25 protein-coding genes are annotated in these 23,738 nt (G+C 67.4%); 16 read left to right on the top strand and 9 right to left on the bottom strand.

Going from position 1 to position 23,738, the window contains the following annotated elements; genetic code table 11:
* Positions 1 to 104: 104 nt before the first annotated feature.
* The 7 genes from fabF to VD972_RS26165 all read right to left on the bottom strand — a co-directional run bounded on the left by fabF (position 105) and on the right by VD972_RS26165 (position 5,561).
* Positions 105 to 1,361 (bottom strand): beta-ketoacyl-ACP synthase II, encoded by a 1,257-nt coding sequence (gene fabF, locus VD972_RS26195; RefSeq protein ID WP_324991466.1) that lies wholly within the window; start codon positions 1,359 to 1,361, stop codon positions 105 to 107.
* A gap of 93 nt (positions 1,362 to 1,454) precedes the next feature.
* A complete protein-coding gene (acpP, locus tag VD972_RS26190; RefSeq protein ID WP_324991465.1) occupies positions 1,455 to 1,697 on the bottom strand; it encodes an acyl carrier protein in 243 nt (80 codons plus the stop codon).
* Between the two features lie 106 nt (positions 1,698 to 1,803).
* Positions 1,804 to 2,553, bottom strand: coding sequence for a 3-oxoacyl-[acyl-carrier-protein] reductase (gene fabG, locus VD972_RS26185; RefSeq protein WP_324991464.1), 750 nt, complete (start codon positions 2,551 to 2,553; stop codon positions 1,804 to 1,806).
* Positions 2,550 to 3,488 carry an ACP S-malonyltransferase gene (fabD, locus tag VD972_RS26180; protein WP_324991463.1) on the bottom strand — a complete coding sequence of 313 codons (939 nt, stop codon included), beginning with the start codon at positions 3,486 to 3,488 and terminating at the stop codon, positions 2,550 to 2,552. Before fabD ends, fabG begins: the two co-directional genes overlap by 4 nt.
* A gap of 33 nt (positions 3,489 to 3,521) precedes the next feature.
* Positions 3,522 to 4,505 (bottom strand): beta-ketoacyl-ACP synthase III, encoded by a 984-nt coding sequence (locus VD972_RS26175; protein WP_324991462.1) that lies wholly within the window; start codon positions 4,503 to 4,505, stop codon positions 3,522 to 3,524.
* Positions 4,506 to 4,781: 276 nt separating this feature from the next.
* Positions 4,782 to 4,967 carry a 50S ribosomal protein L32 gene (rpmF, locus tag VD972_RS26170; protein ID WP_324991461.1) on the bottom strand — a complete coding sequence of 62 codons (186 nt, stop codon included), beginning with the start codon at positions 4,965 to 4,967 and terminating at the stop codon, positions 4,782 to 4,784.
* 9 nt (positions 4,968 to 4,976) lie between these two features.
* Positions 4,977 to 5,561 (bottom strand): DUF177 domain-containing protein, encoded by a 585-nt coding sequence (locus VD972_RS26165; protein WP_324991460.1) that lies wholly within the window; start codon positions 5,559 to 5,561, stop codon positions 4,977 to 4,979.
* Between the two features lie 214 nt (positions 5,562 to 5,775).
* On the opposite strand from VD972_RS26165, the gene VD972_RS26160 reads away from it, so the two are divergent.
* From VD972_RS26160 to VD972_RS26095, 14 genes are all read left to right on the top strand, one after another.
* Complete coding sequence (locus VD972_RS26160; protein WP_324991459.1) at positions 5,776 to 6,633, top strand: hypothetical protein; 858 nt, start codon at positions 5,776 to 5,778, stop codon at positions 6,631 to 6,633.
* Positions 6,630 to 7,139: a hypothetical protein gene (locus VD972_RS26155; RefSeq protein WP_324991458.1), complete on the top strand. Its 510-nt coding sequence runs from the start codon at positions 6,630 to 6,632 to the stop codon at positions 7,137 to 7,139. The genes VD972_RS26160 and VD972_RS26155 overlap by 4 nt, the downstream gene beginning before the upstream one ends.
* 14 nt (positions 7,140 to 7,153) lie before the next feature.
* The gene (locus VD972_RS26150) at positions 7,154 to 7,834 is read left to right on the top strand and encodes a response regulator (RefSeq protein ID WP_324991457.1); all 681 of its coding nucleotides are present in this window, start codon (positions 7,154 to 7,156) and stop codon (positions 7,832 to 7,834) included.
* An 18-nt stretch (positions 7,835 to 7,852) separates the two neighbouring features.
* The gene (locus VD972_RS26145) at positions 7,853 to 9,208 is read left to right on the top strand and encodes a sensor histidine kinase (protein ID WP_324991456.1); all 1,356 of its coding nucleotides are present in this window, start codon (positions 7,853 to 7,855) and stop codon (positions 9,206 to 9,208) included.
* Between the two features lie 12 nt (positions 9,209 to 9,220).
* The gene (locus tag VD972_RS26140; protein ID WP_324991455.1) at positions 9,221 to 10,213 is read left to right on the top strand and encodes a metallophosphoesterase family protein; all 993 of its coding nucleotides are present in this window, start codon (positions 9,221 to 9,223) and stop codon (positions 10,211 to 10,213) included.
* Between the two features lie 71 nt (positions 10,214 to 10,284).
* The gene (locus VD972_RS26135; RefSeq protein WP_324991454.1) at positions 10,285 to 10,974 is read left to right on the top strand and encodes a response regulator transcription factor; all 690 of its coding nucleotides are present in this window, start codon (positions 10,285 to 10,287) and stop codon (positions 10,972 to 10,974) included.
* 93 nt (positions 10,975 to 11,067) lie between these two features.
* A complete protein-coding gene (locus VD972_RS26130) occupies positions 11,068 to 12,291 on the top strand; it encodes a porin (RefSeq protein WP_324991453.1) in 1,224 nt (407 codons plus the stop codon).
* Positions 12,292 to 12,321: 30 nt separating this feature from the next.
* On the top strand, positions 12,322 to 13,143 hold the full coding sequence (locus tag VD972_RS26125; protein ID WP_324991452.1) for a phosphate ABC transporter substrate-binding protein: 822 nt from the start codon (positions 12,322 to 12,324) through the stop codon (positions 13,141 to 13,143).
* An 80-nt stretch (positions 13,144 to 13,223) separates the two neighbouring features.
* Positions 13,224 to 14,390, top strand: coding sequence for a PstC family ABC transporter permease (locus VD972_RS26120; RefSeq protein ID WP_414654127.1), 1,167 nt, complete (start codon positions 13,224 to 13,226; stop codon positions 14,388 to 14,390).
* Entirely contained in the window at positions 14,387 to 15,298 is a 912-nt protein-coding gene (pstA, locus tag VD972_RS26115; RefSeq protein WP_324991450.1) for a phosphate ABC transporter permease PstA, read from the top strand. Before VD972_RS26120 ends, pstA begins: the two co-directional genes overlap by 4 nt.
* A 43-nt stretch (positions 15,299 to 15,341) precedes the next feature.
* Positions 15,342 to 16,085: a phosphate ABC transporter ATP-binding protein PstB gene (gene pstB, locus VD972_RS26110; RefSeq protein WP_324991468.1), complete on the top strand. Its 744-nt coding sequence runs from the start codon at positions 15,342 to 15,344 to the stop codon at positions 16,083 to 16,085.
* 13 nt (positions 16,086 to 16,098) lie between these two features.
* Positions 16,099 to 16,788, top strand: a complete 690-nt coding sequence (gene phoU / locus VD972_RS26105; protein ID WP_324991449.1) for a phosphate signaling complex protein PhoU — start codon at positions 16,099 to 16,101, stop codon at positions 16,786 to 16,788.
* Between the two features lie 117 nt (positions 16,789 to 16,905).
* The gene (locus VD972_RS26100) at positions 16,906 to 17,280 is read left to right on the top strand and encodes a response regulator (RefSeq protein ID WP_324991448.1); all 375 of its coding nucleotides are present in this window, start codon (positions 16,906 to 16,908) and stop codon (positions 17,278 to 17,280) included.
* 105 nt (positions 17,281 to 17,385) lie between these two features.
* Positions 17,386 to 18,666, top strand: a complete 1,281-nt coding sequence (locus VD972_RS26095; RefSeq protein WP_324991467.1) for a hemolysin family protein — start codon at positions 17,386 to 17,388, stop codon at positions 18,664 to 18,666.
* Between the two features lie 12 nt (positions 18,667 to 18,678).
* Here the strand turns inward: VD972_RS26095 and VD972_RS26090 are convergent, their stop codons facing one another.
* Together VD972_RS26090 and VD972_RS26085 are read right to left on the bottom strand one after the other, a co-directional pair.
* The gene (locus tag VD972_RS26090) at positions 18,679 to 20,013 is read right to left on the bottom strand and encodes a DUF1552 domain-containing protein (protein ID WP_324991447.1); all 1,335 of its coding nucleotides are present in this window, start codon (positions 20,011 to 20,013) and stop codon (positions 18,679 to 18,681) included.
* 8 nt (positions 20,014 to 20,021) lie between these two features.
* Complete coding sequence (locus VD972_RS26085) at positions 20,022 to 21,680, bottom strand: DUF1592 domain-containing protein (protein ID WP_324991446.1); 1,659 nt, start codon at positions 21,678 to 21,680, stop codon at positions 20,022 to 20,024.
* 216 nt (positions 21,681 to 21,896) lie between these two features.
* On the opposite strand from VD972_RS26085, the gene VD972_RS26080 reads away from it, so the two are divergent.
* Positions 21,897 to 22,862 carry a hypothetical protein gene (locus tag VD972_RS26080; RefSeq protein ID WP_324991445.1) on the top strand — a complete coding sequence of 322 codons (966 nt, stop codon included), beginning with the start codon at positions 21,897 to 21,899 and terminating at the stop codon, positions 22,860 to 22,862.
* A gap of 91 nt (positions 22,863 to 22,953) precedes the next feature.
* Positions 22,954 to 23,637 (top strand): Crp/Fnr family transcriptional regulator, encoded by a 684-nt coding sequence (locus tag VD972_RS26075; RefSeq protein ID WP_324991444.1) that lies wholly within the window; start codon positions 22,954 to 22,956, stop codon positions 23,635 to 23,637.
* The last annotated feature ends 101 nt before the right edge of the window (positions 23,638 to 23,738 follow it).

The raw sequence follows: 23,738 nt of genomic DNA, 5'->3' as shown, positions 1-23,738 counted from the left end.
AACAGGCCCGGCGGGTCCGCCTCCGGCGACGAGGGGAGCGCCGTCCCGCACCCCGTAAGCCCCACGAGCGCGAGCGTCAGCGCTGCAGGGGGACGCACTGCTCGCTACCGGAACCGCTTGAAGGCGAGCACCGCGTTGGTGCCGCCGAAGCCGAACGAGTTGCTCATCGCCGCGTCGACGCGGACCTCGCGCGGCTGGTTCGGGACGTAGTCCAGATCGCAGTCCGGATCGGGCGTCGTGTAGTTGATGGTCGGGGGCAGCACGCCGCGGAGCAGCGCCAGGATACTGACGACGGCCTCCGCGCCACCCGCCGCGCCGAGCATGTGCCCGGTCATCGACTTGGTGGAGGACACGGCCAGCTTCTTCGCGTGCGCGCCGAAGACGTTCTTGATGGCCTTGGACTCGTTGGCGTCGTTGTAGGGGGTGGAGGTGCCGTGCGCGTTGATGTAGCCCACCTCCTCCGGGTTGAGCCCCGAGGAGGCCAGCGCCAGGCGCATGCAGCGGGCCGCGCCCTCACCCTCGGGGGCCGGCGCGGTGACGTGGTTCGCGTCCGAGTTCGCCGCGTAGCCCACCAGCTCCGCCAGGATGTTGGCGCCGCGCTTCTTTGCGTGCTCCAGCTCCTCCAGGATGATGACGCCCGCGCCCTCGCCCATCACGAAGCCATCCCGCTCCTTGTCGAACGGACGGCTGGCCGCGGCAGGGTTGTCGTTGTGCGTGGACAGCGCCTTCATGACCGAGAAGCCACCGATGCCCAGCGGGGTGATGGCGGCCTCGGCGCCGCCAGCGATGACCGCGTCACACTCCCCCAGCCGGATGGACTTCCACGCCTCGCCGATGGCGTGGGCGCTGGTGGCGCAGGCGGACACGGGGGACCAGTTGGGGCCCTTGGCGCCGTACCGGATGGAGATCAGACCGGGCGCCATGTTGATGATCATCTGGATGATGAAGAAGGGCGACAGCCGGTCAAACCCCTTCTCCAGCCCCTTCTTGTGCTGCTCCTCCAGCGAGGCGATCCCGCCGATGCCGGAGCCCACGATGACGCCCACGCGCTCCTGCTGGTAGCCGTGCGGCTTGTCCGAGCCGATGGGCAGCCCGCTCTCGCGCATGGCCATCTCCGCGGCGGCCAGGGCGTACTGAGCAAACAGATCCATCCGGCGGACTTCGCGCCTGTCCATGAACTGCTCGGGCTGGAAGTCCTTCACCTCGCCCGCGAACCGCGTGTCGAGCTTGGCGACATCGAAGCGGGTGATGGGCGCGATGCCAGACTTGCCGGCAAGCATCGCCTGCCAGTTCTTCTCGGTGCCGGTACCCAGTGCCGTGATCAACCCGGTACCTGTGATGACGACTCGACGGTTTGACACGATCCTCTCCAACAGGGTGCTCGGCTACGACGGAATGCGCGGCCACGGAACGCTGGCGAACAGCGTCCCACCGGCCCGGCCGCGCCTGCTGCCTTACTTCTTCTGCGTGTTGATGTAGTTGATGGCGTCGCCGACCGTCTTGATGTTCTCGGCCTCCTCATCGGGGATCTCGACCTCGAACTCCTCCTCCATCGCCATCACGAGCTCCACGATGTCGAGGCTGTCGGCGCCAAGGTCCTCGATAAAGGAGGACTCAGGCTTGATCTCATCCTCCCCCACCCCGAGCTGATCGGCGATGATGGACTTGACCTTTGCTTCGATGGCTGACGTCGACATAAGTGCTGATCCCTCCAGGAACCGTGTGGGGGCCGGGCATACTTCCCCAGGCCCAATCAAAGGCGGGCGCGGTATATCCCACGGCCGCCAGCAATCCAACCTTGCGCTACATGTACATGCCGCCGTTCACCTTCAGAACTTCTCCGGTGATGTAGGCAGCGGAATCGCTGGCCAGGAATACCACGGCGTTGGCCACCTCTTCCGGGGTGCCCAGACGGGCCAGGGGAATGTTCTCGAGCATCTTTTTACGCAGCTCGTCGTTGATGCCCGCCGTCATGTCCGTGCCGATGAAGCCCGGGGACACGGCGTTGACGCGGATGTTGCGGCTGGCCAGCTCCTTGGCCACCGACTTCGTCAGGCCGATGAGGCCCGCCTTGGAGGCAGAGTAGGCAGCCTGGCCCGCGTTGCCTGACTCCCCCACGATGGAGGTGAGGTTGATGATGGCGCCACCGCGCTGCTTCATCATCGGCCGGCTGGCGGCGCGGATGAGCGCGAAGGAGCCCTTGAGGTTGGTGTCCATCTGCTTGTCCCAGTCCTCGTCCTTCAGCCGCATGACGAGGCCGTCCACGGACACACCCGCGTTGTTGACGAGCACGTCCAGCCGGCCGTGCGTCTTCACGAGGGACTCCACGGCGGCGGCGCACGCGGCGGTGTCCGCCACGTCGAACTTCACGGCCTCGGCCTTGGCGCCCGCCTCCTGGACGAGCTTGACCGACTCCTGGGCCGCCGCCTCGTTGCCGGCATAGTTGACGACGACCACGGCCGCGCCCGCCTTGGCGAACGCCACCGCGCACGCCCGGCCGATGCCGCGCGAGCCACCGGTGACCAGCACCACCTTGTCCTTGAATCCGCTCATGTTGTCCCCAGGGCCGCCAGCGTCTTCTCGAGGCTCGCGGCGTCCTCCACGTTGAACGTCTCGATGTCCTTGCTGATGCGTTTGACGAGCCCGGCCAGCACCTTGCCCGGCCCCAGCTCGACGATGCGCGTCACGCCCTGGGCCTTGAGCGCCTCCACGCACTCGATCCAGCGGACCGGGGCGCTCACCTGCTCCAGCAGCAGCGGCACCACGCGCCCGGCATCGCTGTTGGGCCGGGCCTCGACGTTGGTCACCACGGGGAAGCGGGGCGCGGACACCTTCACCTGGCCGAGCACCTCGGCGAGCCGCGGCTTCACCGGATCCATGAGGGCGCAGTGGAAGGGTGCGGACACCGGCAGGGGCAGGACGCGCTTGGCGCCGGCCTCCTTGAGCTTCGCCTCGGCGCGGGTCACCGCGGAGGCGTGCCCGGCGATGACCGTCTGCTCCGGCGAGTTGTAGTTGGCCGGAGCCAGCACCTCGCCCTGGGCCGCCGCCTCACAGACCGCCTTCACCTTGTCGGGCTCCAGGCCCAGCACGGCCGCCATGGCTCCCACCCCGGCGGGCACGGCCTCCTGCATGAAGGTGCCACGGGCGCGCACGGCCCGGACGGCATCCGCCAGCGACAGGGCCCCCGCGGCCACCAGCGCCGAGTACTCCCCGAGCGAGTGCCCCGCGACGAACGCCGGCGCCGGCACGCGCGTGGAGAACACCGCGTGCACCGCGAGGGACACGGTGAGGAGGGCCGGCTGGGTATTGGCGGTGAGCTTCAGCGCCTCCTCGGGCCCCTCGAAGCAGAGGGTGGACAACTTCTCACCCAGCGCATCGTCCACTGCCTCGAAGACGGCGCGGGCCTCGGGGAACTTCTCGAGCAGATCCTTCCCCATGCCCACCTTCTGGCTGCCCTGGCCTGGAAAGACGAAAGCAATCTTCGACATGTGTGACTCACTCCCTCCCTGACTGCCCCTCAACTACCACCGAACCATCGCGCTGCCCCACGCCATGCCGGCCCCGACGGCCATCATGGCGACGACATCGCCGCGCTTCAGCTTCCCGGCGCGGTTGGCCTCGTCCAATGCGATGGGCACCGAGGCTGCGGAGGTGTTGCCGTATTTATCGAGGTTGATCCAGCACTTCTCGATCGGGATCTCGATGCGCTGCAGCACCGCCTCGAGGATGCGCATGTTGGCCTGGTGCACGATGACATGGTCCACCTGGGCGGGCGTGAACCCGTGGACCCGCAGCGCCTCCCGCGTGACGCTCGTCAGCTCGCGCACGGCACACTTGAAGACTTCACGCCCGTTCATGACGACCTTGTGGCGCTGCTCGCGAAGGTTCTCCTCGGTCAGCGGCTCCCGGGAGCCGCCCGCGGGGATGGTGAGGATCTCCGCCAGCGTGCCGTCCGTCCGCAGGTGGGTGGAGAGGATGCCTCTCCCCTCCTCCTCGGAGGGCGCCAGCACCATGGCCCCGGCCCCGTCACCGAAGAGGACGCAGGTGTTGCGGTCCTTCCAGTTCAGCACGCCGGTGAACAGGTCCGCGCCGATGACGAGCGCCCGCTTCGCCTGCCCCGTCCGGATGAACTGGTCCGCCACGGACAGGGCGTACACCGAGCCCGCGCAGGCGGCGGCGACATCGAAGGCGAAGGCCCTCTTCGCCCCCAGCTTCGCCTGCACGAGCACCGCGCAGGAGGGCATGGGCATGTCCGCCGTGATGGTTCCCACCACGATGAGATCGAGTTCCTCCGGGCGCGTTCCCGCCATGGCCAGCGCTTCGCGGGCAGCGGCGGCCGCCATGTCGCTCGTCGTCTCACCGGGGGCTGCTTTCCGGCGCTCCTTGATCCCTGTCCGCTCGGTAATCCACGCGTCGGACGTGTTGACGATCTTCTCGAGATCGCGATTGGTGATGACCTGGGCTGGAGCGTAGGAACCCGTTCCGATGATCTGCGCGAGGGGCACGTGGGACTCCCGGAGTGTCGTCGGAACAGAACGCGGCGGGCGGGGTCTCTAATCGGAAATAGCGCTGCCTGTCGCTCATTTTCCTCTCTGGCGAGCGAGGAGGCAGGCAATATCTCCCCAGCCCGCGTGCCAGGCCCGGAGCGGACCACCGGCAGCAGGGCACACAGGGAGCGTTCCCGGACGAGCGCGACGCTCACCCGGGTCAGGAACTCTTCACAACGAACGCCCACGCGCTGCTCTCACCCCACCGCATCGGGGAGGAGCCCCAGGGGCGCCTCAGCTTTCCGTAGCGATGACCTCACGGCCGCCGTAGTTGCCACAGGCGGCGCAGGCGCGGTGCGGCAGCACCGGCTCCTTGCACTTGGAGCACTTGATGACCTGCACGGCCGAGCGCAGGTTGTTGTTGGCCGCGCGGCGGCGATCCCGGCGCATCTTCGACGTCCGCTTCTTGGGAACTCCCACGACTCACCTCTAGTTCAGCTTGATGTTCATGAGCGGCGCGAGCCGAGGATCGGTGACCTTCGTCTCGCAACCACACTGCTTCTCGTTGAGGTTCTGGCCACACTGCGCGCAGAGCCCTTTGCAGTCCTCACGGCAGACTGCGTTCATCGGGAGGGCGAGCAATACCTGCTCCCGGACGATCGGATCCAGATCGATCGTCTTCCCGTCGAAAACTTCCTCGTCCGCGTCCTCCATCTCGAAGGAGCCACCGGTCTCACCCTGCCCGCGGTCCTCTGCCCCTTTGTCCTCCGAGTCCTCGCCGCGAACGAGCGACTCGGGCACCAGGTTGATGGTGAAGGACACGGGCAGGTCCAGCGTCACGTCCAGCAGGCAGCGCTTGCAGGGCGCAGTGACCTGGGCGGTGAACTTGCCGTCCACGAGCACCCCGCCGCTCACCTTTCGCAGAGATGCGTGGAGCGTCGAGGGCCGGGTGGCATGGAAGCCGGTGTCCTGGCCGACCCTTGCTCCTGCCAGCACCTCCTGGAGCAGTTCGAGAGCGATGGGCTGGTCCAGCTTCAGCCCCGGCTCTTTAATTTGTTCAATCTTTACGACCATCTACAAGGCGTCCCGGCAAAAGGGCGCGCAACATAGAGGGGGCCTCCCCAAAAGTCAACGCGCCACCGTTGATGAAAACCACGGCGGATTTCACCTGGCTGTCACCGGCCAGGGGTGCTCCTTCCGTGGATCCTTTCAATAACGCTCTGGTACGGTCCACGTAATGCAAGGTTGGCGACTGCGCGTCGGGGTCAGCATCCTGGTAGGCGGGCTCTTGAGCCCTGCCTGGGCATCCGCTCGACCTGACTTCCCAGAGCCTCCCCTCCATCAGCTCGGCCCAACGAACCCGGAGCTCATCCAGGCCCAGGAGCAGATCGAGCAAGGGGACTTCGAGGAAGCGGTGAAGACCCTGCAGGCGGGCTTGGACAAGCCGGACGTCACGGATGACCAGCTCGTCGAGCTATACCGTCTGCTCGGTCTGGCCTCGCTGTACCTGGGGGACGAGGCGCGGGCCCGCGAGGCGTACGAGCGGTTGCTCCAGGCCCGGCCCGACTTCGAGCTGCCCCGCAACGCGCCGCCCAAGCTCCGGAGCCTGTACGCGCGCATCAAGGAGGACATCAAGAGCCGGCGTGTCCGGCCGGTGACGCTCCTGGTGGACCCGATCCCGGATCCCAAGGGAGGCGAGCCGGTGCTGGTCGAGGCGCGCATCCAGGACATGGCCCTGGGCGCCAAGGCGAAGCTCTTCTACCGACGCGCGGGGGACGAGGCCTACAACTCCGTGGACTTCGCCCGCGTGCGGGGCAACAAGGAGCGCTACCAGGCCACCCTGCCCGCCTACGAGCTTCCCGCCGAGGCCACCCCTTATGAGGTGGAGTACTACTTCGAGGTGGCGGACGCGGCGCAGCGCCGGCTGGCCGGCAGGGGGGATTCCTTCCACCCGCTCGTGTTCCAGGTCATGGCTCAGCAGGCGACAGGCCAGCCCGCGGCGAGCGCCGCACGCCCCTGGTACAAGAGCCCCTGGCTCTGGGTTGCTGTGGGGGCGGTGGCCATTGGGGGCACTGCCGCCGGCGTTGCCATCGCCACTTCCGAGGAGCGCGGCCGCGTCCCCGTCACCATCCGTGTCAACCCATGAGCCCGCGCACGGTCCCCTTCGCACTGCTGGTCCTCACGCTCGCCGCCGGCTGTGGCGAGGAGTTCTCCCCCGGCGAGGCCCGCTTCGGGGTGGATCTCCTCGTGGACAAGGCCGTCGCCGCCGATCTCAGCGCCTTCCAGCTTGCGGTGCTCCCCAATGGCAAGGAGCGCAACTGCACGGAGATCCAGAAGCAGTGCCTGAGCCTGCAGGTGAAGGCGAATGAGCTGCTGATCCTGCGCGATGGCCAGGGCACGCAAGGGCGCGTGCTTCGCTTCCCCGTGAACCTGACTGGCTCCGGCGTCACCTCTCAGGACGTCGCCATCGAGGTGCCGGTGGGCCGTGACTACGCGCTCGTCATCGAAGGCCTCTCCCAGGACAACCCGCCGCGCCTCCTGGGCAGCTCCTGCAACTACCTCCCAGAGGTCAACGCGAGCCGGAACGATCCGATCCTCGCCGCTCCCATGACGCTCCTCTCCGTGGACTGCAACCCGACCATCGGAGGCTGATTCGGAGGCTGAACATGGCGCGCATCCTGATCATCGAGGACGAGCAGGATCTCGCTGGACTCGTCGAGTACAACCTCCGCGCCGCGGGGTTCGAGACGGAGACGGCCAACACGGGCGCTGGAGGGCTGGCCAAGGCCCGCGCCCGGCTGCCGGACCTCGTGCTCCTGGATCTGATGCTCCCGGACATCGCCGGCAGCGAGGTGCTCCGGATGCTGAAGAGCGACACGGAGCTGCGCAGGGCGCCGGTGGTCATCGTCAGCGCCAAGGGCCAGGAGTCCGACCGCATCCAGGGCCTGGAGCTGGGCGCGGATGACTACGTGGTGAAGCCCTTCTCCGTCCGCGAGCTGATGTTGCGGGTCAAGGCGGTGCTGCGGCGCTCGGACGCGGACGAGGGCCCTGCCACCCAGCTCACCGCGGGGGACATCCAGCTCGACACCGCGCGCCACCAGGTGCGCGTCAAGGGCGAGGAGGTGATCCTCACCGCGCTGGAGTTCCGCCTGCTGCGCACGCTGATGGAGCGCGGCGAGCGGGTGCAGACGCGCGAGGTCCTCCTGTCGGACGTCTGGGGCATCCAGGCGGAGATTCACACCCGGACCGTGGACACGCACATCAAGCGTCTGCGCGAGAAGCTAGGGCCCTCGGGCGACATCATCGAGACGGTTCGCGGCGTGGGCTACAAGCTCAACGCGCCGTGAGCGCCACCGAGGCCGCCCGTGCGCAACCTCTTCCTCCCCCTGCTGCTGCCCACCATCGGAGTCCTGGTGGTGCTGGTCGTCCTGGGCACCCCTGGCAGCGCCATCGCCGCGGCGATCGTGACGATGGCGGGCTTCGTGATGGCCATCATCGCCAGCCGCGACAGCATCCAGCGCCAGCTCCAGGCGCTCGTGCGCAAGACCCGAGGCCGTGTCGAGGGTACCCCCGCGGCTCTGCCCCCGGTGGAGGAAGACACGCTGGATGAGGTGGCGCACCTGGAGGGCGCCATCAGCTCGCTCCACGCCCGGCTCGCCGCGCAGAACGCCCAGCTCACCCAGGAGGCTCGCACCCTCACCGCCGTGCTGGACGGCATGATCGAGGGCATCTGGATCACGGATGACAAGGGCACCGTCATGCACCACAACGACGCCCTGCGAGAGATGCTCCAGCCGGGCAACGCAGGAATCGTCGGCCAGCGCCCGCTCGCCCTCATCCGCAACGAGGAGCTCAACGAGGCGGTGTTGCGCGCCTGCCGCGAGGGAGCCTCCTCGCGCCTGGAGCTGCACCTGGAGGGGCTGTTTCCCCGCATGCTGGCGATCCGCGTCACCCCGCTGGGCAGGGATCTGCCGGGCAGCGCCGCCGTCTTCCACGACGTGACAGAGCTGCGGCGGCTGGAGAAGGTCCGTAAGGACTTCGTGGCCAACGTCTCCCACGAGCTGCGCACCCCCATCACCGCCATCCGCGGCTACGCGGAGACGCTCCAGAGCGGGGCACTGAAGGATCCGGAGGTGTCACCCAAGATGGTGGAGATCATCCACCGCCAATCCGAGCGCCTCTCCGAGCTCGTCGAGGATCTCCTGGAGCTGTCCCGACTCGAGTCCCGAGAGGTGAAGCTCCAGATCGCCAACGTCTCCCTCGCGGAGGCCAGCGCGCGGGCCGCGGAGACCGTCAAGCCCAAGGCGGTGAGCAAGGACATCCACCTGGAGCTCCACGTGCCGCCGGACCTGGTGGCCCGCGGCGATCAGCGAGCAGTCGAGCAGGTGCTGCTCAACCTGCTCGATAACGCGGTGAAGTACACCCCCGCGGGCGGCCGGGTGGACGTCCTCGGCACATGGGAGGACGGGCGCTGTGTGGTGCGCGTCAAGGACACGGGCGTGGGGCTCGAGCCCAAGCACCTGCCCCGCATCTTCGAGCGCTTCTACCGGGTGGACAAAGGTCGCAGTCGCGACATGGGCGGCACGGGCCTGGGCCTCTCGATCGTAAAGCACCTGGTGGGGGCCATGGAGGGGGAGGTCAAGGTAGAGAGCCAGCCCCAGGTTGGTAGCGTGTTCGTCATTTTTCTACCTGTGGCTGCCCCCGAGACGGCATCCGGGTAGGATACAGCCACGATGCGGGTCGCTATCCTCGCGGACATTCACGGAAATCTCCCCGCCTGCGAGGCCGTCCTGGAGGACATCGAGCGGATGGCGCCCGATTACATCGTGGCCGCGGGAGATCTCGCGCTGCGTGGCGCCCACCCTCGCGAGACGGTGGAGCTGCTGGCCGATAAGTGCGACGCGCTGCTCATGGGCAACACGGACTGCTACCTCGCAGGCAACTACCTGGGCGGGGCCTACCGCGAGCGGGACCACTGGAAGACGGAGCTGCTGCGCTGGACGCGGGACCAGCTGGGCGAGGCCCACCTCAAGACGCTGGGCGCCCTGCCCTTCTCCGTGCGCTACTCGCCGCGCAAGGGGCAAGACCTGTTCGTCTGCCATGCGAACCCGAAGAACCTCGAGGAGTCGCTGGACCCCACGCTGGACGAGATCTCCGTCCGCCGCTTCTTCATGCACCTGGACGCGGCCGCCTGTGCCTTCGGGCACTTGCACTTCCCCTACCGCCGCCGCGTGGGCCGGATGATCATCGCGGACGTGGCCAGCGCGGGGATTCCTCGCGACGGCGATCTGCGTCCCGCCTACGGCATCTTCACCTACACCCCCAAGGGCTGGCGCGTGCAGATCCGCCGGGTGCGCTACCCGGTGCGCAAGGCCACCCAGGCGCTCACCGCGCGCAAGGTGCCCGGCGGCCCCATCCTCATCCACAAGCTGGTGGAGGCGCGCTACCGCCACCACCACGCGCTGCTGGAGGCTGCACGCCGCCACTCGGGCCTGCCACCTCCGGGGCCTGTGCTGCGCCCGCCTCCGGGTGCGCCCCCCCGCCCTGTGCCCGTCGATCTGCCCGCGGCGGAGGAGTCGCCCGTTCCTCGCGACGAGGTGGAGGCAGCGGTCCTGCGCCAGGAGGCGGTGGATCCGAGCGACATCGGTCACACCCAGGCCGCGGCGCTGGCGCAGGAGCCCGCACTGGCCGCGCAGCTCGAGTCCGTCACCGACATGGACGGCTGACACAGTCGTCACGCACTTGTTGCCCCGGCGTCACGGCGTTGCAAAGGGTTGCTGCCTAGATATGCGCAGCCATGTCACACGTCCTCATCGTCGATGACGAGCGCGACCTCGCCGAGCTCATCGACTTCAACCTCCAGGCAGCAGGCTTCTCCACCCAGGTAGCAGCAACGGGTGGGGCCGCCCTCTCCGCGGCACGCCAGCAGCGCCCGGAGCTCATCCTGCTGGATCTGATGCTCCCGGACATGCCCGGCACCGAGGTGTGCCGGCAGCTCCGCGCGGAGACGCACCTCCGGGACGTGCTCATCGTCATGCTCACCGCCAAGGGCGAGGAGGCGGACCGTGTGCGGGGCTTCGAAGTAGGCGCGGATGACTACGTCACCAAGCCCTTCAGCGTCCGCGAGCTGGTGCTGCGCCTCAAGGCCATCCTGCGCCGCAGCGGCGCGCCGCAGCAGGGACTGGCGCCGCTGACGCTCGGTCCGCTCAAGCTCGACGTGAGCGCACACCGCTTCTACGTGGAGGGCAAGGAGGTGCCCCTCACCGCGCTAGAGTTCCGCCTCCTGGCGCACCTGATGACGCGCGTGGGCCGGGTGCAGACGCGCGAGCAGCTGCTCGAGGAGGTCTGGGGCCTGTCCAGCACCCTCGAGACACGGACCATCGACACGCACGTGATGCGCCTGCGCGACAAGCTCGGCCCCGCGCGCTCGCTCCTGGAGACGGTGCGGGGAATCGGCTACCGGATCCTAGATCCCTCGGCAGCCTGAAATCCATGACCAACTTGGTCCTCCAGAGCATTGAAACATCCACGGATACCCCGTAAATCGATGACACACCATCCCCCTCGGGAGTCTCTCTCCATGAAGCAAAGCATCTGTGTTGCCCTGCTGACCTTGATCTCCAGCACCGCCTTCGCGCAGGCGGCCGATCCGCAGCCTCCCACGGGCAGCACGTCCCCCGCCGCGACGTCCGTGGACGAGCGGCTGGCCGCGGCCGAGAGCAAGCTCAAAGCGCTCGAAGAGCAGTCCGCCGAGACGAAGAAAGACGTGAGCCCGCTCAAGAAGCTCAAGATCTCGGGCTACGTCCAGGGTCGCTTCCAGTATCAGGACCCGGACTTCGACGAGGTCAACGCGGAGGCCAAGCTCTCGGAGGGCTTCAGCCGCTTCACCGTGCGCCGCGGCCGTATCAAGGCCACCTACGGCGGCGACACAGGCCAGGTGGTGCTCCAGATCGACGCAAGCCCCACGGGCGTGGCGCTGAGGGACGCGGAGGCCACGCTCTTCATTCCCGGCACCGAGAAGAACATGTCCCTCACCCTCGGGCAGATGAAGGTGCCGTTCAGCTATGAAGTCCTGCAGTCCTCCACCGAGCGTGAGTTCCCCGAGCGCTCCCGCGCCGTGGCCTCTCTCATCGCGGGCGAGCGGGATCGAGGCCTCAGGTTCAGCGGCAAGTTCGGTGTGCTGCGCGTCGCCGCTGGATTCTTCGACGGCAACGGTGTCGGTAACACGGGCTTCATCGGCGTGGACAACGACAAGGAGAAGGATCTCATCGGCCGCCTGAGCTTCGATCTGAAGTGGATCTCCGGGGGCGTGTCCGGTTGGTACGGCACCACGCTCGGCAAGCGCACGGGCACCGACCCGGACGCCACCCGCAAGGCCTACACGCGCAGCCGCATCGGCGCGGACGTCCAGGTCTCCCTGGAGCTGGTGCCCGTGGGCGCCACCGCCGTGAAGGCTGAGTACATCGCTGGCAGGACCTACCAGCGCAACAACGTCGAGCAGTTTGGCCTCCCGGCGAGCGGCTGGTGGGCCCTGATTGTCCAGAACCTCGGCACGTCGAACGCGCTTGCCCTCCGCTACGACTACTTCGACTTCGAGAATGGCCGTAGCCCGACGGAGAGCGGCGGCAGGCTGGGCTCCAACAACGCGATCGGCACGCTCGGCATCGCGGGCATCCACAACTTCAGCGAGTTCGTGAAGATCACCGCAGCCTACGAGGTGCCCGTGACCGCGACCGCCGAGGGTGGCGCCGCCGAGGATCCCTCGGACAACCTCTTCACCGTGCAGCTGCAGGTCCGCTACTAACTCACGCAGTTCTCAAGGAGAACCCTCACCATGAAGCAGCTCCTCGCGTCGTTCCTCGTCGTCTTCCTGCTGGCCCTTCCGGGGGCGGCACAGGCGGGTTCCGTCACCCTCAAGGGCTCGGACACCATGGTCATCCTCGGCCAGCGCTGGGCCGAGGAGTTCATGAAGAAGAACGCCGACACGAAGCTCCAGGTGACGGGCGGCGGCTCGGGCACGGGCATCTCCGCGCTCATCAACGGCACCACCGACATCTGCATGTCCAGCCGCCCGATGAAGGAGGCGGAGCGCGAGAAGCTCCGCAGCCGCTCCAAGACCCCCGGCACGGAGATCGCCGTCGCCAAGGACGGCGTCACCTTCTACCTCCACGAGAAGAACCCGCTGAGCTCGCTGACGCTGGAGCAGCTCAAGGGCATCTACCTAGGCGACCTCACCAACTGGAAGGAAGTAGGCGGCCCGGACGCGCCCATCATCGTCTACTCGCGCGAGAACTCCTCGGGCACCTACGTGTTCGTGAAGGACAACCTGCTGGGCGGTGAGGACTACTCCTCCAGGGCGCAGACGCTGCCGGGCACCGCCGCGGTGGTGAATGCCATCTCCAAGGAGAAGAACGGCATTGGCTACGGCGGCGCTGCCTACGCCAAGGGCATCAAGGAGCTGAAGATCAAGGCCGGCAGCGAGGAGATTGCCCCCTCCACCGACAACATCAAGAGCGGCAAGTACCCCCTCTCGCGCGACCTGTACTTCTACCTGCGCACCCCACCTACGGGCGAGGCCAAGGCCTTCATCGACTTCGTCCTGTCACCTGATGGTCAACAGATCGTCACCAAGGTCGGCTACTTCCCGGTCAAGTAGCGCCGTCACACGATTGTTACTCCAGGCTCTGCTCCAAGATGGATAGACAGTCCGTCATGGAGCAGGGTCTCGTGGAAACCATGGCCGCGCCGCAGCTCTCGCCGGCGGCGCGGCGACGGCAGCTTCGAGAGAAGGCCATCGCGGGCTTCGTCACGCTGATGGCCTTCACGGGCATCGCCGCGCTGGTGTTGATCATCGTCTTCATCGCGAAGGAGGCGCTGGGGCTGTTCCTGGACGCCCACGCCCGCGAGGAGGCGAGCCTCTCCAAGATGTTCCTGCCCCAGGTGACACGCGCGGGGCGGCCGGCGTCCTTCGTCTGGCAGCCGGTGTCCTCCGTACCGAAGGTGAGCATGATCCCGCTCTTCATCGGCACGCTGAAGACGACGCTGGTCTCGATGCTGGTGGCGGTGCCCGTGGGGGTCGCCGCCGCGCTCTATGCGGCGGAGTTCGCACCCCGGCGGCTGCGGGAGATCATCAAGCCGGTGATCGAGCTGCTGGCGGGCATCCCGTCGGTGGTGCTCGGCTTCTTCGCGCTGATGGTACTGGCGTCCTTCCTGCGGGGTGACTCCGCCTTCGACTCCCGGCACACCGCAGGGGTAGCGGGCCTGAGCATGGCGCTGGCCTTCCTGCAGTTCCTCTCCCGGCTCGGGCCTCAGCGGCTGCGAGAGCGCCTCAGGCCCTTGAGCGGGCTGCTGGCCGGCCTGCTGGCGGTGGCGCTCGGCACCCTCGTGCTGATGCTGCTGGCCTCCGGGGTGCCCCATGTCTTCAGCTTCACGCACCGGCTCAACGCGGTGGTGGCGGGCCTGGCCCTGGCGCTGGCCATCGTCCCGGTCATCTTCACCGTGTCCGAGGACGCGCTGACGGCGGTGCCTTGGAGCTACCGCGAGGCCTCCCTGGCGCTGGGGGCCACTCCCTGGGAGACGGCCTGGAAGGTGGTGCTGCCCGCGGCGGCGCCCGGCATTCTCGCCGCGTGCGTCCTGGGCTTCGGCCGCGCCATTGGGGAGACGATGATCGTCCTGATGGCCTCCGGCAACGCGGCCATCGTCTCCGCCAACCTGGGGGAGTCGGTGCGCACGCTGTCAGCGACGATCGCCGCGGAGATGGGCGAGGTGGTGGTGGGCAGCCCGCACTACTCGCTGCTGTTCTTCATCGGCGTGGAGCTGTTCGTCTTCACCTTCACCCTCAACCTGATCGCCTCCGTCTGGACGAAGAAGGTCCTCAAGCGGCTCACGGGAGGTGCCGCGTGAAGCACGAGACACGCCGAAGGGTGGGCTTCGCGCTCGCGTCCCTGACGGGGCTGGCCGCGCTGCTCATCGTCCTGATGCTCGCCGTCATCCTCCTGGATGTGGTGGGCGGAGGGGCAGGCCACGTCACCTGGCAGTTCCTCAGTCAGCCTCCGTCCGACGGCATGATGGGCGGCGGCATCTTCCCGGCGCTCTACGGCACGGCGGCGCTGACCCTGCTGATGACCCTCGCCGTGATGCCGGTGGGAGTGCTCACCGCCATCTACCTGCACGAGTACGCCCCGCCCGACTCACGAATGGCGCGGTGGGTGCGCGTGGCCATCGTCAACCTGGCGGGCGTGCCCTCCATCGTCTTTGGCCTCTTCGGCCTGGGCTTCTTCATCCACTTCGTCGGCGGTGGGCTGGATCGCCTCCTGAGCCACGAAGAGCTGTACTGGGCCCAGCCCGGCATCCTCTGGGCCTCGCTCACCCTGGCGGTGCTGACACTGCCGGTGGTCATCATCTCCACCGAGGAGGCGCTGCGGGCCGTTCCCCTGGATCACCGCACGGCCAGCCTCGCGCTGGGGGCCACCCAGTCCCAGACGCTGGCGAGGGTGGTGCTGCCCGGGGCCCTGCCGGGCATCCTGACGGGCGCCGTGCTGGCCATCTCCCGGGGAGCGGGCGAGGTGGCGCCCATCCTCTTCACGGGCGCTGCCTACTTCCTGCCGGATCTGCCCTCGTCGCTGAACTCACAGTTCATGCACCTGGGGTACCACACCTATGTGCTCGCCACGCAGTCTCCGGACGTGGAGGCCACCCGCCCGCTCTTGTACGCCACGGTGCTGGTGCTGCTCATGCTCACCTTCGCCCTCAACCTCGTCGCGGTCATCATCCGAGCCCGTACACGCCGCAAGGCCGCAAACGCCCACTGAGACGCCGTCCATGACCTTCCAGCCGCCCAGCCCGCGCATCAAGATGGAGGCGCGGGAGTTGACCCTTCGCTACGGCACCAAGGTGGCCATCCACCACGTGAGCCTGGCCATTCCCGAGCGCCAGGTGACGGCGATGATAGGCCCCTCTGGGTGTGGCAAGTCCACCTTCCTGCGTGCGCTCAACCGGATGAACGATCTCATCCCCAGCTCCAACCACACTGGCACCCTCCTGCTGGACGGAGCGAGCATCCACGACAAGCACATGGACGTGGTGGACCTGCGCCGGCGCGTGGGCATGGTGTTCCAGAAGTCCAACCCCTTCCCCAAGTCCATCTTCGAGAACGTGGCCTACGGCTTGCGCGTAGGCGGGATGAAGGACCGGGCGGAGCTCACGGCCCGAGTGGAGAAGTCCCTGCGGAGCGCGGCGCTCTGGGACGAGGTGAAGGATCGGCTGGACGAGAGCGCCCTGGGCCTCTCCGGTGGCCAGCAGCAGCGCCTGTGCATCGCCCGCGCCCTGGCCGTGGAGCCCCAGGTGCTACTGATGGACGAGCCCGCCAGCGCCCTGGATCCGATCGCCACGGCGAAGATCGAGGAGCTCATCCACGAGCTGAAGGCCACCTATACGATCGCCATCGTCACCCACAACATGCAGCAGGCCGCGCGGGTGAGCGATCGGACGGCTTTCTTCTACATGGGAGAGTTGGTGGAATGCGGCCCCACGGAGCAGATCTTCACGAACCCGCGTGAGAAACGCACCGAGGACTACGTCACCGGGAAGTTCGGGTAGGAGCGAGGCACGGATGGCGTCGACACACACCGACAAGGCATTCGAGCAGGATCTGCGCGACTTGCGCGAGCGGCTGCTGGCCATGGGGGCCAAGGTGGAGGCACTCATCGCCCAGAGCATGCGCGCGCTCACCGAGCGGGACTCGGCGCTGGCCGAGACCGTCATCAAGTCCGACAAGGACGTGAACCGCCTGGAGGTGGAGATCGACGATCTCTGCCGGCGCATCCTGGCGCTGCGGCAGCCCGCCGCCAGCGATCTGCGCCTCATCACCACGGCGCTGAAGATCGTCACGGATCTGGAGCGCATTGGAGATCTGGCGGTGAACATCGCCGAGCGCTCCATCGATCTGTGCCAGGTGCCTCCGCTGGCGCCCTACGTGGACACACCGCGGCTGGCGGAGCTGGCCCAGCAGCAGGTGAAGAAGTCGCTGGACGCCTTCGTGTCCAACGACGTGACGAAGGCCGAGGAGGTGCTGAAGGGAGACGATCTCCTGGATGCCCTCTTCCTGAAGATCTTCAACGAGCTCCTGGCGTACATGATGGAGGACTCGAAGAACATCCGGCGCGCCACCGCGTTGATGTTCATCGCCAAGCACCTGGAGCGCATCGGCGACCATGCGATGAACGTGGCGGAGATGGTCGTCTACATGGTGCGGGGCAAGGACATCCGACATCCCCAGAGCCGGAATATCCCTCAAGAGTAGAGGAACGGCCCAGCGAGCCCAGGTCCCCTTCCCTGCCCACCGAGCCAGCGTGCGCCAACCCTTCACGGTGAATGAGGGGCTGACTCAGCGGCGTTCTCCTCGTGTCAGGGAGGATCTTTGAGTCGACCGATAACGGACGGGGTCCGCAAGGTCCTGGTCGTAGATGATGATGCGGACTGGCGAGAGTTCCTGAGGCTGTGCCTGGAAGACCTCGGCTACGAGGCGATCGAGGCCGCCGATGGGCAGGAGGCGCTGGACTCGCTTTCACGCGAGCGGTGCGGGGTTGTGCTCCTGGATCTGAACATGCCCGGGATGAGCGGCCTGGAAGTCGTGGAGCGGTTGCCGCGCCACACGAAGCCTCGCATCGTCTTCCTTACCTCCGCGGCAGCGCAGGATGTAGGCAACGCTCTCATGTCAGGCCCCCACTACTACCTGCCCAAGGGCGCCAGCCGTGACCAGCTGTCGCTCCTCCTGCAATCGCTGGAGGCGTGATCTTTCCCCGGGGCCACCAAAGTGGCTGACCGCGAGGGGACTCCACGGTAAGCAACAGGGCCATCGAGGGAGGGCCTTATCGCGTCGGAGCTCGTCATCGTCCTACTGCTGGTGCTCGCGAACGGTGTCTTCGCCGGCGCGGAGCTCTCCCTGCTGACGCTGCGCAAGACCCGCCTGCGCGAGCTGCTGGATGAGGGGAGCGGCGCGGCCCGGGCGATCGAGGCGCTGCGAGAGAACCCGGAGCGCCTGCTCGCCACGGTGCAGATCGGCATCACGGTCGTCAGTGCGTCGGCTGCGGCCTTTGGCGGCGCCTCGCTCGCGCAGCCGCTCGCTGGCTTCCTGACTCAGCTGGGGCTGGGCGGGGAGACGGCGCAGAGCCTGGCCTTTGCCATGGTGGTCGGCTTCATCTCCTACCTGTCGCTGGTGCTGGGCGAGCTGGTCCCCAAGTCACTCGCCCTGCGCTACTCCGAGCGCTACGCCCTGTTCATTGGCCGGCCGCTGCTCGGGTTGGCCTGGCTGGTCCGGCCCTTGGTGTGGTTCCTGACGGCCAGCTCCAACCTCCTCCTGCGCTTCTTTGGGGACAAGACGAACTTCGCCGAGGCGCGCCTGTCACCGGAGGAGCTGCAGCAGCTCGTGGAGGAGGCGGCGAAGACGGGCTCGCTGGATCCGCGGGCGGGAGAGATCGCCTCGCGCGCCTTTGATCTGACGGGCCTGACGTTGGCGGCGGTGATGGTGCCTCGCAACCACATCGTGGCGCTGCGGCGGCACGCGACCGCGGAGGAGATCCGGCAGGTGCTGCTGGAGCACGGGCACTCGCGGATGCCGGTCTACGAGGGGACGCTGGACAACATCGTGGGCTACGTCATCGCGAAGGATCTGCTGGGAGTGGCCTGGGAGGGAACGCTCATCGTCCTGGAGGACGTGCTGCGCCCGCCCTACTTCGTCTTCGAGACCATGCGGGCCATCGACGCACTCAAGGAGCTGCAGCGGCGCCGCATGCAGCTGGCCATCGTGGTGGACGAGCGTGGAGGGGTGCTGGGGCTCGTCACGATGGAGGATCTCCTCGAGGAGCTGGTCGGGGACATCCTCCACGAGACGGAGACGCCCGAGGAGCTCATCCGGAGCGAGAGCCCGACCACGGCGGTGGTGCAGGGCACCGCCGGCCTGCGGGAGGTCAACCGCGCGCTGGGCCTCGAGCTGGAAGAGGGGGATGGGTACTCGACAGTGGGAGGGCTCTGCTCCGCGCGGGCGGGAACCATCCCGGAGCCGGGGGCGCGGCTGACGCTGGAGGACGGCACGGTGCTGGAGGTGGTGGAGGCCACGCCCCGCCGGGTGCGCACCGTGCGCATCCACCTGCCCCCTCCGCAGCCAGCCGCGGAGCCCTGAGCCGCGCTCAAGTCAGGTGAGGTTGGCCAGCGGGCCCTTGCAGTGGGCGGGATTGCCGAAGGTGTTCGTCTGCACCCCCATGGCGTTGAGGACAGAGACGAGCAGATCGTTGTGCCAGGCACCGGTGTACTTGAGGTAGCGGCCGGTCCGGAAGTAGCCGCCACCGCTGCCCGCCAGCACGAACGGGATGTCCCTCAGAGAGTGGCTGTTGCCCTTGCCCAGCTCGTTACCCCAGAGCACCACCGAGTTGTCCAGCAACGTCTTGTCCCCCTCCTGGATCTTCGACATCTCCGTCAGCAGGTAGGCGAACTGCTGCGCGTACCAGAAGTTGATCTGGGTGAGCTTCTCCTGGACAGCGGCATCGCTGTCGCCGAAGTGGGACAGGTCATGGTGCCGATCGGAGACACCGGCCCACGGGAAGGCGACCTGGCTCACGCTCCTGCTCCACTGGAGGGTGGCCACCTTCGTCAGGTTGCAGGCCAGCGCCATGACCAGCAGGTCCATCTGCAGCTTGCCCACGGCGGGGAAGTTGTCGTTCTTCATGTGCTCCATGACCGCGGGCTGCGCCGGCTTCAGGCAGTCCGCGCCCACCGCCTGATCCTCCAGCTCGAGCCGCCGCTCGATCTGTCGGACGGACTCCAGGTGTGCCTCCACCTTCTGACGATCCGTGCTGCCCAGCCGCTCCTGCAGCTTCTGGAAGTCCTGCTTCGTGCTGTCGAGCACCGACTGGCGGCGGAAGCGCAGCTCGGCCAGCCCCGCTGGGTCCGCGTTGAAGTTGCCAAAGATGCGGTTGAACATGTTGCGAGGGTTGTCCTCGGCCGGCAGCGGCGTGCCGGGGCCCGAGTAGGACATGCGCGACCAGATGTTGGCGCCGCCCGTCTGCACCCCGAACAGCAGGGACGGGAACCGGTCATTCTGCCCCACCCTGTTGGCGATCTCCTGGTCCACGGAGATGCCATCCGCCCACCCCACTGTGCCAGCGTCGCCTCCTGGGAAGAGGCTGCCGGACTGGAGCTCCTTGCCCGTGAGCAGGTGGCCCATGCCCTTCTGGTGGGCATCTCCCGGGCCATAGCCGGCCGAGCGGAAGTCCACGTTGTCGAGGATCAGCAGCTTGGACTTGTGGGACTCCAGCGGCGAGAGGACGCGGCCCAGGGTGAAGGCGGCCTCCGTGCCGCCGGGCGTCCAGGCGGGGGGGATGGTGCCATTGGCGCTGAAGACGAAGACGAAGCGCTTGGGCACGGCCGGCACGGCGGCGTGCGCCTCCATGGCCTCGAGAAACGGCAGGGCGATGGCCACGCCTCCCAGGCCTCGGAGGATCGTACGGCGGCTCAAAGGACGACGGATCATGGCAAGCCTCACTGCGCCGCGGGCACCGGCTGGCGGTACCGGAAGGCGTCGGACAGGGTGATGTGCACCAGCAGCTCACGCAGGTTGTAGGCCTTGGCGGCAAACTGGGCCTGCAGACTCTGCACCTCGCACTGCTCCTCGGAAGTGGCACCCCGGCCATGCGCGAACCGGAACCACTGGGTGGCAATGCAGTCCTTCACGTAGGTGCTCTTGGCCAGCTGGCGCGAGAGCTCCACGGCGCCGACGTAGGTGCCTTCCGCGTCCCCGGCACTGGAGACGCCGCCGCTGGCGTCCACCGGCAGGGTGCCCTCCTGGGTCCGGTAGGCGCCCGCGCCGTCGTAGTTCTCGAAGGTGAACCCGATCGGGTCGATCAGCGAGTGGCAACCCGAGCAGGCTGCGTTCGAGGTGTGCTCGGCGAAGCGCTCGCGCGTGGTGGAGTCAGGGGACGGATCCGGCGGCATGCCCACGTCGTCGGGGGGGGTGGGCAGCGTCTGGCAGAGGATCTGCTTGCGCACGAAGACGCCTCGGTGGATGGGCGAGCTCTGGTTTGGCTTGGCGTGGCTGGCCAGGAAGCTGGCCTGGGTCAGGAAGCCCGTGCGCTGCGAGGGGTTGACGCTGACCTTCTCGAAGGCGCTGCCAGCGGGCCCGTTGACTCCGTAGAACTCCGCCAGCGGCTTGTTGAGGAAGGAGAAGGGCGCGTCGAAGAGCAGGGACGCGTCCCCCTCGCTGTCGAAGAAGGCGTACTCCAGGAAGCGCTCGGTCTCCGTGCGCATTGCCGGCTTCAGCGTGTTGAAGCTGGGATAGGTCGTCCCATCCTTGATGGCGCCCTCGAGGTCATCCAGCAGGAGCCACTGGCGGTGGAACTCGGCCACCATGCGACGAGCCCTGGGATCCTTCAACATCCGCCTTGCCTGGGCCTCGATCTCCTCCGGCGTGCCGAGCTGGCCCGCGTCCGCCGCCTGGAACAGCACGTCATCCGGCATCGAGCTCCACAGGAAGTACGAGAGCCGGGAGGCCATCTCGTAGTGGCTGGCCTTGACCAGGGAGGATCCCTGGGCGCTCGGCATGCCGGACTCGGCGCGGTAGAGGAAGTACGGCGACTGGAGCAGCGCCTGGATGACCATGCGGATGCCAGTGGCGAAGTCCTTGCGGGTGAGACCGGCTTGGAACACTCCCAGCAGGCGAGTGCGCTCGTCTGGCTCTAGCGGGCGCCGCCAGGCGCGCTTGCCGAAGCGCTCGATGAACTGGGTGGCGCAGACAACCTCGGAGCCGGCGGTGGGCTGGCAGGGGACGAGCGTGGAGAGATCCGCAGCGGCCGCCAGCGTCTCCGAGGCCGTCATCCACTGCTCCACATGGAGCAACGTGACGTTGAGCGCGTAGGCGTTGTTGTTGAAGCCGAGCGCCTCCTCCTCTGGGGCAAACTCCTTGGCAGGCTGGAGCGTGGTGCCGAGCAGCTCCTTCACGGTGTTGTCGTACTCGAAGCGCGTCATCCGCCGCAGCGGCGAGGGGCCCGGCTCCACAGGGGCCGCCGGGCACGACTCCTCTTGCGGGCCCGAGGGGTTGGGGACACCCTCCAGCTCCAAGTCGGCCTGCCCGAAGCAGCCCCCCAGGGGCAGGACCGCCGCGACGAGCCAGGCAAGTCCGAGTGTGGGGAAAGGAGCTCTCACGGGTAGAACCTCGTCACGGGAGAAAAGAGTCTCCCGGGACCCTGGCAAGGGTCGGACCAACTCCTGATTCTCCTGTTTTCAGGGTTCTAGCCAGAGCGGATGGAGCTCCACGCGTTGCCTGTCCCCCTCACCTGGGGAGAACAGCCCTCACCTATCTGACAACCGAGCAGGTGGGAGTGGTAGGCAGCAGTGCGCTGTGGACTTCATGGAGGCTGAGTGAGCAAGACGGATCAACCCGCTGTGTTCCTGCAAGAGAGCCAACCCGATTGGGGCTTCGGCATCGTCCTCGAGGATCGAAGCGACAAATGGGTCCTCCTCTTTGAAAGAGGAGGACGGCGTGTCTTCGAGAAGCGTCTGGCCAAGGGGCTGAAGCCCGCAGAGCTGAGCGCCGATGAGGCGCGTGCTTTGGATTCCAAGCTGCGCGGGCGCCGTGTTCCCGTGGCCGCGTCCAAGAGTGCGAAGAAGAAGCCCCCGTCGCGCACGCCGCATCCGCCGCTCTACGCCTCCTTCGAGGCTCAGCTTCACTGGTTCGAGGCAAAGTTCGTAGGCGGCTTCCAGGGAGAGTCCTTCGTCAACGATGAGCGGGGTCACCCAGGCAGCAAGGGGAAGAAGGGCTACAAGGAAGCAGCGATCGCGTTTGCCCGCGAGCAGCTCTCTCCAGAACGCTTCAAGGCGGCCAGCCTCGAGGAGCTCTTCGATGCCGCGAAGCGGGTCGTGCAGTTCACGAACATCGTCCACCCCATGGAGGGCTCCATCGCCTTCGGCTCGATGAAGGCCGAGGACCGCGCCCCGTTCATCACCGCGCTGGGTGAGTTGCTCCACGGATCCGGTGACTATGGGGCGCGCTTCGAGCGCTTCGTCGATTCCATCCCCATCACCGATGCCAAGGGGAAGGTGAAGAAGATCACCTGGCCGATGGCGACCATTCTCCCCGCCATGTACCACCCGAGGGAGCACGTCTGCGTCAAGCCGGTGTACTTCGAGCAGCAGTCGTTGATTGTGGGCCTGCCCACGGACAAGTCAGCGCCTCCGAGTGGCCCGGGCTACTCCCGCTTCCTCGCCGTGGCGCTCGAGACCCAGAAGAAGCTCATCGAGGCAGGCCAGGCTCCGCGAGACTTGATGGATGTGTATTCGTTCATCTGGCTGTCGCAGAGCGAGAAGCGCCCCCTGATTGCTCCGTGATGCGAAGTGGACTTGCCCCGGTTTCCCGGAGATTTCATCCCTTTCCCCCCGCTCGACGAGTATAGACAGCAGCGCGAGGAGGGAGCGCTGAATGTCCGCGGAGCCGGTCTTTTCCTGGAGCCTGATGGAGGCTTGTGCTCCCGAAACGCGCCGGCGACTGGAGTCCGCCGCGCAACCCCTCCACATCCCCGTGGGGGATCGGCTCCTCACCGCGGGTGAGGAGGCGGATGGGATCACCCTGCTCACCGAAGGGGTGATCCGCGTCTTCCACGCACTGGGAGAGGACTGCCAGTTCACGGTGAAGCTGCTCCGCGCGCCCAACTCGGCAGGGCTCGTCGAGGTGGTGCGCGGGACGCGCTGGGTGGCCTCCATCGAGGCGCTCACCCCGCTGGAGGGGTTCCGCATCCCCGCGGCAGTCATCCGCGAGGCGCTCAAGACGGACTTTGCGTTCGCCTCGCGGGTGCTGGCGGACATCGCCGCCAAGTTCGAAGGCACCATCCGCGCCAGCCGGGTCATGGGCTTCGACGGCTGCGAGCGGCGGCTCATCCGCGTGCTGCTCGAGTACGCCGAGCACTTCGGCCGCCAAAGCGCCGAGGGGCTCGTCATCCGCTACGCGCTGCCCCGCCAGCGGCTCGCCCTGGAGATTGGTGCAGCGCGGCGCAGCGTCGATCGAGGCCTGGCGGCGCTGGCGGAGCAGGGGCTGCTCACGCTCTCGAGCAAGGGCTGGCAGGTGCTCCACGACCTGGAAACCCTGCGCACCCGCCTACTTCCCTGAAGCCACTGGCCGCTCCCATTCGCGCCAAATGTCGCATGGCTGCGTGCATGGGCGCACATGGACGCATGGGGTCCCGATAATTCGCCAGTCACTTTTTATTT

Origin of the sequence: Hyalangium sp. (assembly GCF_035629615.1) — a bacterium.
Taxonomy (GTDB): Bacteria; Myxococcota; Myxococcia; order Myxococcales; family Myxococcaceae; genus Hyalangium.
The sequence above is the reverse complement of the archived record's forward strand: the minus strand, read 5'-3'. Positions and strand labels throughout refer to the sequence as shown.